Source organism: Bacillus sp. T17B1 (genome assembly GCF_026796395.1).
Classification (GTDB): domain Bacteria; phylum Bacillota; class Bacilli; order Bacillales; family Bacillaceae; genus Bacillus; species Bacillus spizizenii_A.
The window spans coordinates 1-15123 of sequence record NZ_JALAYA010000012.1; the positions used below are offsets into that span (position 1 = coordinate 1).

General features: G+C 39.8%; 9 protein-coding genes and 3 pseudogenes. 8 read left to right on the forward strand and 4 right to left on the reverse strand.

Features of this window, described 5'->3' with window-relative positions; all coding sequences use genetic code 11:
* Position 1 precedes the first annotated feature (1 nt).
* A pseudogene (locus MOF34_RS07325) lies at positions 2–899 on the reverse strand (TetR/AcrR family transcriptional regulator).
* Between the two features lie 130 nt (positions 900–1029).
* On the opposite strand from MOF34_RS07325, the gene srfP reads away from it, so the two are divergent.
* From srfP to MOF34_RS07360, 8 genes and pseudogenes are all read left to right on the forward strand, one after another.
* Complete coding sequence (gene srfP, locus MOF34_RS07330) at positions 1030–4188, forward strand: surfactin resistance protein SrfP (protein WP_268399501.1); 3159 nt, start codon at positions 1030–1032, stop codon at positions 4186–4188.
* A gap of 428 nt (positions 4189–4616) precedes the next feature.
* The gene (locus MOF34_RS07335) at positions 4617–4823 is read left to right on the forward strand and encodes a hypothetical protein (RefSeq protein WP_268399503.1); all 207 of its coding nucleotides are present in this window, start codon (positions 4617–4619) and stop codon (positions 4821–4823) included.
* Between the two features lie 282 nt (positions 4824–5105).
* Positions 5106–5183: pseudogene (locus MOF34_RS20960) on the forward strand (hypothetical protein); the annotation flags it as partial.
* 149 nt (positions 5184–5332) lie between these two features.
* A complete protein-coding gene (locus tag MOF34_RS07340; protein ID WP_268399506.1) occupies positions 5333–6244 on the forward strand; it encodes a diacylglycerol kinase in 912 nt (303 codons plus the stop codon).
* Positions 6245–6302: 58 nt separating this feature from the next.
* Positions 6303–7676: a 23S rRNA (uracil(1939)-C(5))-methyltransferase RlmD gene (rlmD, locus tag MOF34_RS07345; protein WP_268399510.1), complete on the forward strand. Its 1374-nt coding sequence runs from the start codon at positions 6303–6305 to the stop codon at positions 7674–7676.
* Positions 7677–8292: 616 nt separating this feature from the next.
* Entirely contained in the window at positions 8293–9396 is a 1104-nt protein-coding gene (locus MOF34_RS07350; RefSeq protein WP_185184564.1) for an ABC-three component system protein, read from the forward strand.
* A gap of 8 nt (positions 9397–9404) precedes the next feature.
* Positions 9405–9911 (forward strand): ABC-three component system middle component 2, encoded by a 507-nt coding sequence (locus tag MOF34_RS07355; protein ID WP_185184565.1) that lies wholly within the window; start codon positions 9405–9407, stop codon positions 9909–9911.
* The gene (locus MOF34_RS07360; RefSeq protein ID WP_268399514.1) at positions 9908–11746 is read left to right on the forward strand and encodes an AAA family ATPase; all 1839 of its coding nucleotides are present in this window, start codon (positions 9908–9910) and stop codon (positions 11744–11746) included. Before MOF34_RS07355 ends, MOF34_RS07360 begins: the two co-directional genes overlap by 4 nt.
* A 337-nt stretch (positions 11747–12083) precedes the next feature.
* Here the strand turns inward: MOF34_RS07360 and MOF34_RS07365 are convergent.
* The 3 genes and pseudogenes from MOF34_RS07365 to yeeF form a co-directional block, all read right to left on the reverse strand.
* Positions 12084–12452 (reverse strand): annotated as a pseudogene (locus MOF34_RS07365) (TIGR01741 family protein); the annotation flags it as partial.
* Between the two features lie 95 nt (positions 12453–12547).
* Entirely contained in the window at positions 12548–13027 is a 480-nt protein-coding gene (locus MOF34_RS07370) for an antitoxin YezG family protein (RefSeq protein ID WP_268399516.1), read from the reverse strand.
* Between the two features lie 4 nt (positions 13028–13031).
* The gene (yeeF, locus tag MOF34_RS07375) at positions 13032–15041 is read right to left on the reverse strand and encodes an LXG family T7SS effector deoxyribonuclease toxin YeeF (RefSeq protein WP_268399517.1); all 2010 of its coding nucleotides are present in this window, start codon (positions 15039–15041) and stop codon (positions 13032–13034) included.
* Between the last annotated feature and the right edge of the window lie 82 nt (positions 15042–15123).

Below are 15123 nucleotides of genomic sequence, written 5' to 3' on the forward strand. Positions count from 1 at the left end.
ACTATTTTGTCAACAGTCTGAGCAGCCCGCAGGGGCTGCTTTTTTTATGGTTAAATCGAGATGAAGACAGAGATCAAAGTCCGAAGCTTTTCAACTTCTTTGTCGGTGGTTCCGGTTAAATTGGACAGCATGCCTTTAATAATCGGCTTGCGCGGTTTATCCTGAGACAGTTCTTCCTCGATGACCTCAAGCGACACAGTGATATCCTCGGGCAGTGTGCTTTTTTCTTTTACTTTCTGAATGTCCTCAAGCAGCTGGTCTTTCCCCGCAGGCATCGGTCTGAAAATGTCTTTTGGCACAATTGGGTTGAGGGTTGAACGGCTCAGTCCCTGTACGAGGTCATCCAGTCTCTCAGTGATAAAGGCTGAAATCTCTTCTGCATCGATAATGAGCTCTCCGTTAAATACCATCACATTCATATAGGAATGCACAATGCCTCTTGCCATGATGGAGAGGTCCGCGACGTACCGCTCTATTTCTTCGCCATAAGATGTCAGCAAGGCGTTCCGGTACAGTTTATCGGTTTCCGCGGTTATGTTGTAAAAGTATTGCTTGATTTCTTGATTCTCCGGAATGATATTCTCGGTCAGCAAAAGTACGATAAAATCTTTATGATCGCGAAAATCTTCAAACTGAGCGCCAATTTGTTTTTTTAGCACTTCCTTAGGCGGTTTGCCGGCGAGATTCTCTTCTATATTTTTCATTTTTTTATTAGACATGCCGATGTAATATTCACAGGCAGATAATAGCAGCGCTTCTTTCGATTTAAAGTGCAAATAAAAAGCACCTTTGGAGATGCCGCATTCACTGGCGATTTCCTGAATCGTCGTAGCTGCGAATCCTTTTTTCGCAAATAAATGAATGCTGGTTTTTATGATTTTCTCTTTTTTTTCATTCATGACGTGCTTCCCCTTAGTCCTTGCAAAATTTAGTAAAATTTTCTGGTATATGAGTTGACGTTGTTGCGTTATAACGTTTAGTATTATATAGAATGACCAGTCAGTCAATAAAAATGTAATGGAGGATATGATGAATCACGTTATTAATTTCGTTCTGAAAAACAAATTCGCCGTATGGCTGATGACGATTATTGTAACGGCAGCCGGATTGTATGCGGGTATGAATATGAAGCAAGAATCCATTCCTGACGTCAACATGCCTTACTTGACGATCAGCACGACATATCCGGGCGCGACACCAAGCCAAGTGGCTGATGAGGTGACAAAACCGGTTGAACAAGCGGTGCAGAATTTGGACGGGGTCAGTGTTGTGACTTCGACCTCCTATGAAAATGCATCGTCGGTCATGATTGAATATGACTATGAGAAAGATATGGATAAAGCCAAAACAGAAGCGGCTGAGGCATTAGAAAACGTCAGCTTGCCTGATGACGCGAAAGATTCGGAAATTTCACGCTACAGCTTGAACTCCTTCCCGATTCTGACGCTCAGCGTGTCCAGTGATAAAGACAATCTGCAAGAGCTGACGAAAAAAGTGGAGGACAGTCTCGTTCCTAAGCTTGAAGGCATAGAAGGCGTTGCTTCCGTCCAAGTATCGGGCCAGCAGGTGGAAGAGATTGAATTCTCTTTCAAAGAAGACAAACTGAAAGAATATGGCCTTGATGAAGATACAGTCAAACAAGTGATTCAAGGTTCAGATGTGACAACCCCGCTTGGATTGTACACATTCGGTAATCAAGAAAAATCTGTCGTCGTCAGCGGCGATATTGAAACAATAAAAGATTTGAAGAATATGAGAATCCCGACGGCATCCGCTTCAAGTGCAGGCAGCAGCGCAGCATCTCAAGCGGCGGCGCAGAGTGCACAAGCAGCTCAGAGCGCGCAAGCGGCAGCACAGGCGCAGCAAAGCGCAAGCACAGACGTGCCGACGGTTAAGCTTTCTGATATTGCCACAATAAAAGATGTGAAAAAAGCTGAATCTGTTTCACGCACAAATGGCAAAGACAGTATCGGCATCAACGTCGTCAAAGCAAACGATGCGAATACAGTAGAGGTTGCCGATCATGTCAAAGATGAGCTCAAGCAGTTCAAAGAAGACCATAAAGGCTTCAACTACAGTGCAACACTTGATATGGCAGAGCCGATCACACAGTCAGTTGAGACAATGTTAAGCAAAGCCATTTTCGGTGCTATTTTTGCAATTGTGATTATTCTCTTATTCTTAAGAGATATCAAATCAACATTAATTTCGATTATTTCTATTCCATTATCATTGCTGATCGCACTTCTTGTGCTGCAGCAGCTTGATATCACACTGAATATCATGACGCTCGGTGCGATGACTGTGGCCATAGGACGTGTGGTCGATGACTCTATTGTTGTGATTGAGAACATTTACCGCCGCATGAGACTCAAAGATGAGCCGCTCCGCGGTAAAACCTTGGTTCGTGAAGCGACGAAGGAAATGTTTAAACCGATTATGTCATCGACGATCGTAACAATCGCGGTATTCCTGCCGCTCGCACTTGTAGGCGGACAAATCGGTGAATTGTTTATGCCATTTGCCTTAACGATCGTATTTGCGCTTGCCGCATCCCTGTTGATTTCGATCACGCTTGTGCCGATGCTCGCGCACAGCCTATTCAAAAAATCATTAACGGGCGGGCAGGTCAAAGCGAAAGAACACAAACCTGGCAGACTTGCAAACATCTATAAAAATGTATTGAACTGGGCGCTGAGCCACAAATGGATCACGTCTATCATCGCCGTTCTGATGCTCCTTGGAAGCTTGTTCCTCGTGCCGTTAATCGGTGCCAGCTACCTGCCGTCCGAGGAAGAGAAAACGATGCAGCTCACATACAGCCCAGAACCGGGTGAAACGAAAAAAGAAGCCGAAGCTGAAGCCAAAAAAGCGGAAAAGATCCTGCTTGACCGCAAGCATGTCGACACGGTTCAGTATTCATTAGGCTCTGGCAGCCCGCTTGCCGGGGGAGATTCAAACGGTGCGTTATTCTATATCAAATATGAAAGCGACACGCCTGACTTTGATAAAGAAAAAGACAACGTGCTGAAGAAAATCCAAGATCAGTCAAACCGTGGAGAATGGAAGTCGCAGGACTTCAGCTCTTCAGGCAATAACAATGAATTAACATACTATGTGTATGGCGATTCAGAAAATGACATTAAAGACACGGTTAAAGACATTGAAAAAGTCATGAAAGATGAAAAGGATCTAAAAAACGTAAGCTCAGGCCTTTCCAGCACATATGATGAGTACACATTTGTCGCTGACCAAGAAAAATTAAGCAAACTCGGTTTAACTGCGTCTCAAATTTCTCAGGCCTTAATGACACAAACATCACAAGAACCGCTCACAACTGTGAAAAAAGACGGCAAAGAGCTTGATGTGAACATTAAGACAGAAAAAGACGAGTATAAGAGTGTGAAAGATTTAGAGAATAAAAAAATCACTTCTGCAACTGGCCAGGAAGTCAAAATTGGCGATGTGGCAAAAGTGAAAGAAGGATCAACATCTGATACGGTGTCAAAACGTGACGGAAAAGTCTATGCGGATGTCACAGGTGAAGTGACAACAGACAACGTTACAGCTGTATCAGCTGATGTCCAGAAGAAAATTGATAAGCTTGACCTTCCTGATAACGTATCAATTGATACAGGCGGCGTATCAGCTGATATCGCTGATTCCTTCACGAAGCTCGGTTTAGCGATGCTTGCAGCAGTTGCGATCGTTTACCTCGTGCTCGTGATTACATTCGGCGGAGCATTAGCGCCATTTGCGATTCTGTTTTCACTGCCGTTTACAATTATCGGTGCCCTGGTCGGACTATATGTATCAGGTGAAACGATCAGTCTGAACGCAATGATCGGTATGCTGATGTTGATCGGTATCGTCGTCACGAATGCCATTGTCTTAATTGACCGCGTCATCCATATGGAAGCGGAAGGACTGTCTACGAGAGAAGCGCTCCTAGAAGCCGGCTCTACACGACTCCGTCCGATCCTGATGACAGCCATCGCGACAATCGGCGCCTTGATTCCATTAGCACTCGGCTTCGAAGGCGGAAGCCAGGTCATTTCAAAAGGACTCGGCGTCACGGTTATCGGCGGTTTAATTAGTTCAACGCTTCTGACACTCTTGATCGTGCCGATCGTATACGAAGTATTGGCGAAGTTCCGCAAGAAAAAACCGGGAACGGAAGAAGAGTAAGATGATATAACATATACCCCTTAGAATGGACGGTGAATAATGGTCCATTCTAAGGGTTTTTTCTTTCAAAGTACAAAGGTGAAGAATGGTTAAATCTTCTTCATAAATAAAAAAAAGCGGACTTATATTAATTGTATGTAATTCCAGCTAAATGATACAGGACACGTTTATTGTTAGAGACAAGATTTAGAGAATGTCACTAAATTTTTTTATATTATATTGTTCAGTAATAAAATATTCTTATAGTCAAAACATAATGACTCAGCTTGAATCCGAAAGATAATACTTTTATCTTTTTTTAGATTAATTAAGAGAGAAATAATTAAAAAATTAGAATCAAGTTAAATAGAAAAGTATAAACTTAACAAAAATATCCTATGTTATGCTTTGTTAAAGATAGAGATCTTGTGCATAATGAGGAGGTAATTATGAAATCTGAAGGAAACAGCGAACCAAACCCTAAGGTAATAAAATGGTTAACCTGGGCCATACCAATAGTAATTATAGGATTAATATTTCTTCTTAAAAATATTGAAAATCCCGTGACTAATTTTTTATTTTATATTGTGTGTGCAGGTGTCATTATCTTAGTACTTTTCAGCATCATTAAAGAGAAAAGAGCAAAAAACAAATAAAAGCAGTTTTTTACGCTTACTATAGAGGTTTCCATTTTGTCAAAGTACCCAATAAAATTTGCGGGAATTCGAATTGGCGCAGTGTTTTCTCATTGAATTGGTAATAAGCAACTATTGATGATCCTCTTGCTTTCCTGTCTTTTCGGCCGGTGGCCTTGACAAATGCTATGCAACCCACCTTGAGTGTTATTGTCGTCTTTATAAAGGTGAAGACAGTCAGGCTTTTTCACAGCAATTGCATTTTCGATGTTGTTTGATTCCATTAAGTAGTTCATGAATCCTTCACTCTTGATCGTGCCAATCGTATACGAAGTATTGGCGAAGTTCCGCAAGAAAAAACCGGGAACGGGAGAAGAGTAAAAAACAAAAGCCTCAGCTCTGCTGGGGCTTTTGTGCGTTTTTACCTGTAAGATTATGTACATTTTGTTGCGATTTTTTTAACTCATAGTATAATTAAAGGTTGTTAGTGTAAAAATGGATCGGATACTCTTAAGTAGGATGATGAGATAATGAAACGTGCACGCATAATATACAATCCGACTTCGGGACGGGAGAGCTTTAAAAAGCAACTTGCCCAGGTCCTGCAAAAGTTTGAACAAGCCGGCTATGAAACCTCCACCCATGCCACGACATGCGCCGGAGACGCAACGCACGCTGCCAAAGAAGCGGCATTGCGTGAGTTTGACTTAATTGTTGCAGCAGGCGGGGACGGAACGATCAATGAGGTCGTCAACGGACTTGCGCCTTTAGACAACCGTCCGACACTTGGTGTCATTCCTGTCGGCACAACGAACGACTTCGCCAGAGCGCTCAATATTCCGCGCGAGGATATATTAAAAGCGGCAGATACGGTCATTAACGGTGCTGCCCGTCCGATTGATATCGGACAGGTGAACGGCCAGTATTTTATTAATATCGCCGGGGGAGGACGTCTGACGGAGCTGACGTACGATGTGCCAAGCAAACTGAAAACGATGCTCGGCCAGCTTGCTTATTATTTAAAGGGAATGGAAATGCTGCCTTCACTTCGCCCGACAGAAGTCGAGATTGAATATGACGGCAAGCTGTTTCAAGGTGAAATCATGCTGTTTTTGGTCACGCTGACAAATTCCGTCGGCGGGTTCGAAAAACTCGCGCCGGATTCCAGCCTGAATGACGGCATGTTTGACTTGATGATACTCAAGAAAGCAAACCTTGCTGAATTTATCAGGGTCGCAACGATGGCGCTCCGCGGCGAACACATCAACGACCAGCACATTATTTATACAAAAGCGAACCGCGTGAAAGTCAATGTATCAGAAAAGATGCAGCTGAACCTGGACGGCGAGTACGGCGGCATGCTGCCGGGCGAATTCGTGAATTTGTACCGACATATTCACGTCGTCATGCCGAAGGAGAAAGCGGAACAGCTGGATGACTAAAAAACTTGGCTTGTACAGGCCAAGTTTTTCTTTCGCTTAAAACAAGAGGTGATTATAGATGAAAATGAAACCCCCAGTAGAAAAAAATGAATACTACGACGTGACATTTGAGGATTTGACACACGAAGGAGCGGGTGTTGCGAAGGTACAGGGTTTCCCGATCTTCGTGCCGAACGCCCTGCCTGAGGAAAAAGCCCAAATCAAAGTGACACGCGTCAAAAAAGGCTTCGCCTTTGGCCGCCTGATCGAGATGAAGGAAGAAAGCCCGCACAGAACGGACGCCCCATGCCCGATCTACAAGCAATGCGGCGGCTGCCAGCTTCAGCACATGACCTACGCAGGCCAGCTCTTGTTTAAACAAAAACAAGTCAAAGACGTCTTAGAACGGATCGGCAAGCTGGACCTGTCAAACGTCACCGTGCACCCGACACTCGGCATGGAAGACCCTTGGAACTACAGAAACAAAGCACAGGTGCCGGTAGGAGAACGGGAAGGCGGACTCGTCGCCGGATTTTATCAGCAAAGAAGCCATGACATTATCGACATGAGCGCCTGCCTGATCCAGCAATCCAAAAATGACGAAGCCGTCCAAGCCGTCAAAGACATTTGCGCCAAATACGGTGTCAAAGCCTATAACGAAGAACGCCATAAAGGCTGGCTCCGCCATATCATGGTCAGATACGGCGTCGTTACGGGTGAAATGATGATCGTCTTCATCACAAGAACAAACGACTTCCCGCACAAAGCGAAGATCATTGAAGACATCACAGCACAATTTCCGCATGTCAAATCCATCGTGCAAAACATTAACCCGAACAAAACAAACGTCATCTTCGGAAACGAAACAAACGTCATCTGGGGCGAAGAATACATCTACGACCTCATCGGAGACGTCAAATTCGCCATCTCCGCCAGATCGTTTTATCAGGTCAATCCGGAGCAAACCAAAGTGCTCTACGACAAAGCGCTTGAGTATGCGGAGCTGCAAGGCGAAGAAACCGTCATCGACGCCTACTGCGGCATCGGAACAATTTCTCTATTTCTGGCGAAGCAAGCGAAAAAAGTGTACGGTGTAGAAATTGTGCCGGAAGCGATTGAGGATGCGAAACGAAACGCTGAGCTCAACGGCATCACAAACGCAGAGTTCGCGGTCGGTGAAGCGGAAACCGTGATTCCAAAGTGGTATGAAGAAGGCATCACGGCCGATACGCTTGTCGTCGACCCGCCAAGAAAAGGCTGTGACGAAGCCCTCCTGCGGACGATTGTGGAGATGAAGCCGAAGCGGGTGGTGTATGTGTCCTGTAATCCTGGCACGCTTGCAAGGGATTTGCGGGTGCTTGAGGATGGAGGGTATCAGACGCTCGAAGTGCAGCCTGTGGATATGTTTCCTCATACGAATCATGTGGAGTGTGTGGCTGTGCTTGAGAGATAGATAAAACAAAGATGTAACAGTGAGTAGGGGGCCTTTCTTGAGAGGAAGGCTCCTATATTATGATAAAACTACTAAACAATTCAGCTGGACCCGATGATGCCGCAAAAAAAGTGTGAAAATTCCGTTCTTTTTAAATCTCTTTAATGCTTTCATTTGAATAAGTAAAATATATTCCCCTTTAAAAATAGAAATTTTATCTATCGAGAAAAAAACTTCCATCTACTTTAGTTTAACGAATACAAGCTTGCAAATCACCTTATTTTGGATTCAAGGACTTCCATTCCTCCACTTTTTACACCACTTTTGCCATTGATTGAAAACGGCAGTTGAGAATTGTAACGGATCTTTATGATCACATAATTATTTAACAAGTCATCTGCAGTCTGTCATAAGAATCTCTTTCAGGAGAAATGTTACTACGTACAGGCAATTCTTACTGAAACAGTTTAGTTGGATTGTATTGGAAAGTTATCAGTGTCCCACATTACTAGAAGTTTATGAACGGATTGAATAAGCGAGTTGTTGTAATGAGAAAAAACTGTATAATATTTAGTAGAATAGTATCCCAAAATTAATTGGATTTTATCATTAAATTAATTTTCAAAGGTTGGTATAGATGGGTAAAAAAGAGTCAGATATATTAGACGCAATTAGCGCACCTAAAGTGGAAAGAAAGCTTACTAATCTTGACTTACTTTATGGTAAGGCAGTAGAGCCTATTAAACGGTTGGAAATGATATCCGAAGATGACTTCGAAGATTTGGTAAGAGAGTGGGCAATAGATTACCTTGGAAATAAATATGAAAAGGTTAGACGGAGTAGTGGAGCAGGAGATATGGGCAGAGATGTTGTTGCATACATTAAGTATACTCAAGATGAAGGGGCAGAATGGGATAATTATCAATGTAAACACTACGATAAGCCATTAACTCCTCAAACAGCATTATTAGAAATCGGAAAATTGTGTTATTACACATTCAAAGGAGAATTCAAAGTTCCTAAAAATTATTATTTTGTTTCTCCGAAAGGTGCAGGTCCACAGTTGAGTAAGTTAATAGATAGTCCCAAAAGATTTAAAGAGAAACTTTGTAAAGATTGGGATAAGGTATGCAGAAAGAGTATTACTGCAAAAGAAGAAGTTGTTCTAGAAGAAGAATTCAAGAAATATGTTGAGGAATTTGACTTTTCAATTATAAAGGATATTGACCCTCAAGAATTAATAGAACAACATTCACAGACTAGGTATCATTATTATAGATTTGGGGGAATTGTACCATCACGCCCTCAATCATTTACGCCCCCTGAAAGTATTGAGGAAATAGAAGTGACGTATGTTAAAAAACTTTTAGAAGCTTACTCTAGTCATCATAAAATAGAGCTTAAAACAATTAATGAGTTAAAAAACTATGTTACGGAACATAATCATTTTAACAGGCAACGTAAATGTTTCTATGAAGCTGAATCATTGAGGCTGTTTGAGAGAGACATTTTACCGGACGGAACAAATGCATTTGAAGATTTAAAAGCTGAAGTGCATGACGGAATTATAGATGAGGTAGAGAGTTTTCATGTAGATGGATACGCAAAGGTTAAGGAAGTATGTAAGATTGCTAGAAATTTGCCTGTACGTAATTATCCTCTAGAATCAAAACTTAAAGGTAATGACCTAAATGGTATTTGTCACCATTTAGTTAATGATAGAATGTTTAGTTGGGTGTGAATTTTAATATGGATACAAATAAAAATGATAAAGATAATATTGCCTTTAATACCCCTTTTGAAATTGGTTTAAGATCTTTAGTTATTATTTCAGCTATAGAACCAAAGGGTATCGATGTACAACGTTTATTAATTTATGATTACTTTATAATTCATTCTGGTGATGTAGAGAAGGGGCCTCCTTCGATTCATCCTAATTTGCCTTATAGATCAAGTCAACTTCTTATAAGAAGAAAAGTACTGCAAAAGGGTCTAAATTTAATGTATAGTAAAAGCCTTTTAGATATAGTTTACGATAATTCAGGAATTTCATTTAGAGCTTCTAAGTTGACTAAGCCTTTTCTTGCACTATTTAATTCAACATATTTGGAAAAATTAAAAGAAAATGCACAATGGGTTATTGAGAAGTTCTCTAGTTACTCGGACGATGATTTAAGGGATTATGTTGAATCTAATTTAATTGAATGGGGAGGAGAATTTAAGTATGAATTTCTATTTGGGAGTGAAGAAGAATGAAATTAGGATTTTATATAACAAAGTTAGAATTGGTTGGAGAAGATAAAAGATCATCTATAACTCTTGATAAAGGGCTAAATGTTATTTACGGACCAACAGGAACAGGAAAGTCATATATCTTTCAGTGTATAAACTATATGTTAGGTGGAAAAAATCAACCTGATGAAATAATTGAAATTAAAGGATATTACTTAATTAGAATGCAAATAAAAACATACTCCGGAGAAGTTTTTACTCTTCAAAGAGAATTAGTCGGAGGAAGCTTTAAAAAATATGATTGTGAGATAGATAAAATAGAAGAGGGTAGCAAATTTACAACACTAGGTAGTACAGATGCAGCAAAAAATAGCGTATCCAAATTTTTATTATCGTTGTGTGGATTTCCAAATGTTGAATATAAGATTAAAAAAAATGCTAAAAATAATGTAGAAAGATTTAGCTATAGAGGATTAAACCATCTGGTAATGGTAGACGAAGTTAGAATAATTTCTAAAGAATCTCCAATATTTTCAGATAAAGTCCAGGCAAAAACTAAAGAGAAATCAATTTTTAAATTTATTATTTCTAATAAAGATGATAGTACATTGGAGCAAGGGCAGAAATCAGAACAAGACAATACATATTCAAAAGCGAAATTAGAATTATTAGAAAAGTTAATTAGTGACAGTGAAGAGGAGTTACAAGTATTAGAAACATTAGGTATTGATTCTCAAGAACTTTTAGAAGAAATTAATTCATTAACTTCCGTTAAGAATAACATAACCAAGAAAATAGAAAATCTAACAATTCAAAGGAATTCATATTGGAATGAACTACAAAGCTATAGAGCGAAGTTAATCTCCATTCAAGAGTTAATTGCTCGATTTTCACTATTAGAAAGTCAGTACAATTCTGATTTGGAAAGACTTATATTTTTATCAGAAGGTAAACATTACTTTAACCAGTTACAAATGGAACGGTGTCCCTTATGCCATCAAGATTTAAACTTAATCAACGGAGAAGGGGAAGAACATCAAGAGCATTTAACAGAGTCTAATATAAAGTTTGAAGCTGTAAATATTGAAATTAGTAAAATTAAAAAACATAAAAAAGATTTGAGGGATACTTTATATAATATTAAAGACGAATTATATAATGTAGAACAAAAAAAAGCCAAAATTTCTAAGCAATATGATCAAATTAACAAAAAAATAGAAGAAGAACTGCAACCAAATCTTAATAAAATTAGTAATAAATTGGGTGAGATATTAACGAAGCAAAGTAAAATTGATCAACTGAACTTCTTAAAACAAAATTTAATAAAGTTGGAAAAGCAAAAAGTAGAAATAGAATCATCTAGTAAAGGTAAAAAGATATCACCCGAAAAAGCACAAGAAACTTCTCTGGATATTTACACAAAAGAATTGTGTAAAGAGATTGAAGAAATACTTAAAGAATGGATGTTCCCGGATACTAAAGTTCAGTTCGATTTAGGAAGCTATGACATCATAATATCTGAAAAAAAGAGAAGTGTATATGGGAAAGGTTATAGAGCAATTGCCTTTAGTGCATTTATTATAGGATTAATGAAATATTGTTTTAAGAACAGCTTACCACATACCGGGATGATTATTCTGGATTCCCCATTGACAACATATAAAGAATTGGATGTTCCTGAAGATGATGGGAAAATTCCAGAAGAGATTCAAAATAATTTTTATGAATATTTATCAAAAATAGATAATCAGATTATAGTGCTGGAGAATAAAAAACCTCAACAGAAACTTATAAGTAATATTAACTTTATTGAATTTACTAGAAATGATAATAAAGGTAGATACGGATTTATTGAATAAAATATTTTGGTCACCTGTATGTATGATCACTATTTAAAAACATCTTAGAAAACTAACAAAGGAAATGTTACGATCTTTGTTATTAAAGAAAAATAATTATTTATTAAATCCTTATGCGAGTAGGCACTAGTAATAGTGCCTTTTTGAATATAATACTATACAACCTCCAAGCAAATTGACTAATTTTCTTTTTAATGGAGATTTGCTATATCTGTTTGGCATGACTAGACTACCATTCTAAATAGGTTAGAGCAATTCTTACAATTGCTCGGCTATGTAATCTTCATTGCTCCAGAAAATTAAATCAAATTGGTTCCGTATGAGGGACATTTTTCTCTCTTTTATATCCATCTAATTCTGATGCTAAAATATCATCATAATTATAATCTAATTGGAATTCTCCGCTACGATCCAATGTTAGTGTAAGGTTAGTCCAAACATCATCATTATTATTTCTGTGTTCAGTTCTTAATTCTTCAAAAAGTTCTCTTAGTTCTCTTAACAACGTCTTGAAAATATCCTTGCTTACGTTGTAATGGCTAGGTATATCTTGTGAATAAATAATTTGATTATTTTCTGGTGTTCTGAAGTGAAAAAGAACCATTGTGGAATCATCTAATACTTCTGCATAAAGATAAATTATTGTCCATTCACAAGGTATGATGTCATTTAATTTCTCACTAATAATCTGGTACAAATCTTGCATTTTTTAGTTTCCAATCTTTTCACCTCAGTCGTCGAGAAATCCTAGTTATAAAAAATAGCCCAGCAGTGAAGAGCTGAACTATTTTTGATCATTGCTTATTCTTCTTCCGAATTGAGATAGCGTTCCAAGAACTCCCTGTTTTTCTTACCTGTAGGAACCAAACCTAAATTGTTATATTCCCAAACAACTTGACGTTGAGTACCGTTTAGTTCTGATGCAATAACATCATCATAATCATAGTCAATTGAAAACTTTCCGGTATGCTCTAGCTTGAGTGTAAGGTTAGTCCAGACATCTGAGTTATTCGCTTTCCATTCATCCCTTAGTTCATCAAATAAATCTTGTAGTTCGATTAACAAGTCATCATAAATTTGTTCACTTACTTGATAATGTGCCGGAATATCATGTGAATAAATGAAATCTTCACTATTTTTTGTATTAAAGAAAAAGTATACTTCTCTAGAGTCATCTAAAATCTCTGCATATAGAGCAACTTTATTCCATTCTGCTGGAATCATTTCATTAATTTGTTCTGCTATTTTTTGATATAATTGGCCCATTTTTTCTGTCTCCATAATATCAACCTCCTGCTTGGTTTCTTATTGTCATATTTTTATATCTGCCGTCACCAACTTTATACTTTACTTTAAATAAAGTTGGTCTCAATGAATCGCCTTGATATACATTTTCTATTTGCACACTAACTGTTTCGGGAGGTTCTTCTTTAAGAGCCTTTGCCCATTCCTGCTCCATTTCATACCATCTGCCGCCGCTCCTATTAATCTGAGAATTCATCGGCACGATATTGTCGAACTGGCCTGAGCCTTTGAATTGGGTGGCGATTAAATGGCCGCCGTCATCGTCAGGCTTTCGGTCTTGGGGCTTTCCAGCATTCGTCTGTGCATATTGGTTTCGTTTTGCTTCTCCCAGCTGTAAGTCTGCTTTGACACTTGTAATTCTACCATAGTTGTCAGTCGTGTACGTGTAGCCTTCTTTTGTTTTATAGATGACATTCGGCTTCAGTACTTTCTTTCTGCTCCATCGTGCGAAATGCTCGCCGTATTTGACTGTTACCGGCGGTACATGTGGCGCTGGAGTTCGTCTTCCGCTTGATGACGTTCCGTATGGTTTCGGAAGGATGACCTTGGCGAATTTTTGCAGTCCTTCTTTAAGTGTGACCCCGTTGACTGCGTTGTAAGGAACGCCTGCCGGCACTAAATCGTGACGGGGATGATAGGGGAGAATATCCGCAAGTGTGAGATCTCCGATTTGATTTAACTTGGTTTTGACGTGTTTTTTTGATACTTCTATGCCTGTGTTTACTTTTTGTTTGATGTGATCAACGGTTTGTTTTGAGACCGTTATGGCTTTTTGGGCTGTTGCAGATTTGCTTGCTGCTGTTTTGACTTTGGCCGTCACTTTGGCGGCTGTGCCTGTTTTGGAGACGGCGCCAACGCCTTTTGTGCCGACAACTGATGTGACAACAGTGCCAACCGCATATGACACCCATCTTGCTCTTGAGTAGGTGTCACCATTCACCATGTCTTTTTGGTATGATTCTTCGATTGCCGCTGAAATGGCTTCATACGTTTTGATCGGGTGAGCCACCGCTCCTGTAATGGCTTCAACGGTTCCGCCCGGATCTGTGACCATATCCCACAGACCTGTGACCGCGTCTTTTCCTGAATCGTAAAGGCCGACGGCAACCCCTTTGAAGCCTGCTTCAAGCTCACGCGTGTTTTCAATTTGGATGAAGTATCTTTGCTGTTCTGCTGTCAGATTTTCATAGCTGATTGTTTTTGCCATTTCGTAGAATTCATCAGCATCTGCATAATCGTAGTTTTTCAGTCTTTCTTTCAGTTTTTCAATCTCACGTTCCTTCGCTTCCTCTTTCTTAATCTTCAAGTAAGCATCCGTCCGCTTTTCAATGTCGCCTTTTTTCTTATGTATGTCACTCTCACGGTACGCCTTGGCGTTGTAGTGGATGGGTGTTGCGTTTTTGCCTTTGCCTGTTGCTTCTTGGAGCTTTTGGAAGTCGGATTTGATAAATTGTTCGTTTGGTTCTGACAGGGCGTATTCTGTCTTTAGGTCTTCGTCCAAGGCGTCCAATTTTTCCAGTGTTTTTTTGCGTTTGTCATTGGCATCAGCCAGCTCGTCTTTGAAGGTTTCTGTTGAAAACAGGTCGAGCGGGAGGATGTCATTGATATCGTGCAGGATATCTTTCATCGCTTTTTTCTGTTCGGACATGATGGACTTTGATTTTTTATGGGCGTTTGCCAATTCGTGCTCCAGGAAGGATTCTTCGATGTATGCGTCAGAGAGGCCTTTGTCCTCGGCGGCTCCGGCGATGCTGTTGAAAAATGCGATTTTCATGTCGATATAGTCGATCCATTGGTCGGTGACGCCGACGTGGTCGTGGTAGAAGGCTTTGATGTTGCTTGCGCCTTTTCCTGAGAATTCGCTGTCACTGAGATCCGCGACGCTTTTTAACGCTTTTCTCAAGTTGACCATTTGCGTTCTTAGTTCTTTGTACTCTTTCGCGCGGTCTCTCGCTTCCGAAAGCAGTGTTTTCGCTTCAAATACTTTCATGACCATTTCCCTTCTTTTTTACACTCAATATCAAAATTTTACCACGGTGCGGGATAAGGGTGGGTGTGAGAACATGTTTCGG

Bases quoted from the DNA above. Each gene is read 5' to 3' on its own strand.
- MOF34_RS07370 (WP_268399516.1), bottom strand. From the start codon at position 13,027: ATGGAGACAGAAAAAATGGGCCAATTATATCAAAAAATAGCAGAACAA.
- srfP (WP_268399501.1), top strand. From the start codon at position 1,030: ATGAATCACGTTATTAATTTCGTTCTGAAAAACAAATTCGCCGTATGG.
- MOF34_RS07355 (WP_185184565.1), top strand. From the start codon at position 9,405: ATGGATACAAATAAAAATGATAAAGATAATATTGCCTTTAATACCCCT.
- MOF34_RS07350 (WP_185184564.1), top strand. From the start codon at position 8,293: ATGGGTAAAAAAGAGTCAGATATATTAGACGCAATTAGCGCACCTAAA.
- yeeF (WP_268399517.1), bottom strand. From the start codon at position 15,041: ATGAAAGTATTTGAAGCGAAAACACTGCTTTCGGAAGCGAGAGACCGC.
- MOF34_RS07335 (WP_268399503.1), top strand. From the start codon at position 4,617: ATGAAATCTGAAGGAAACAGCGAACCAAACCCTAAGGTAATAAAATGG.
- rlmD (WP_268399510.1), top strand. From the start codon at position 6,303: ATGAAAATGAAACCCCCAGTAGAAAAAAATGAATACTACGACGTGACA.
- MOF34_RS07360 (WP_268399514.1), top strand. From the start codon at position 9,908: ATGAAATTAGGATTTTATATAACAAAGTTAGAATTGGTTGGAGAAGAT.
- MOF34_RS07340 (WP_268399506.1), top strand. From the start codon at position 5,333: ATGAAACGTGCACGCATAATATACAATCCGACTTCGGGACGGGAGAGC.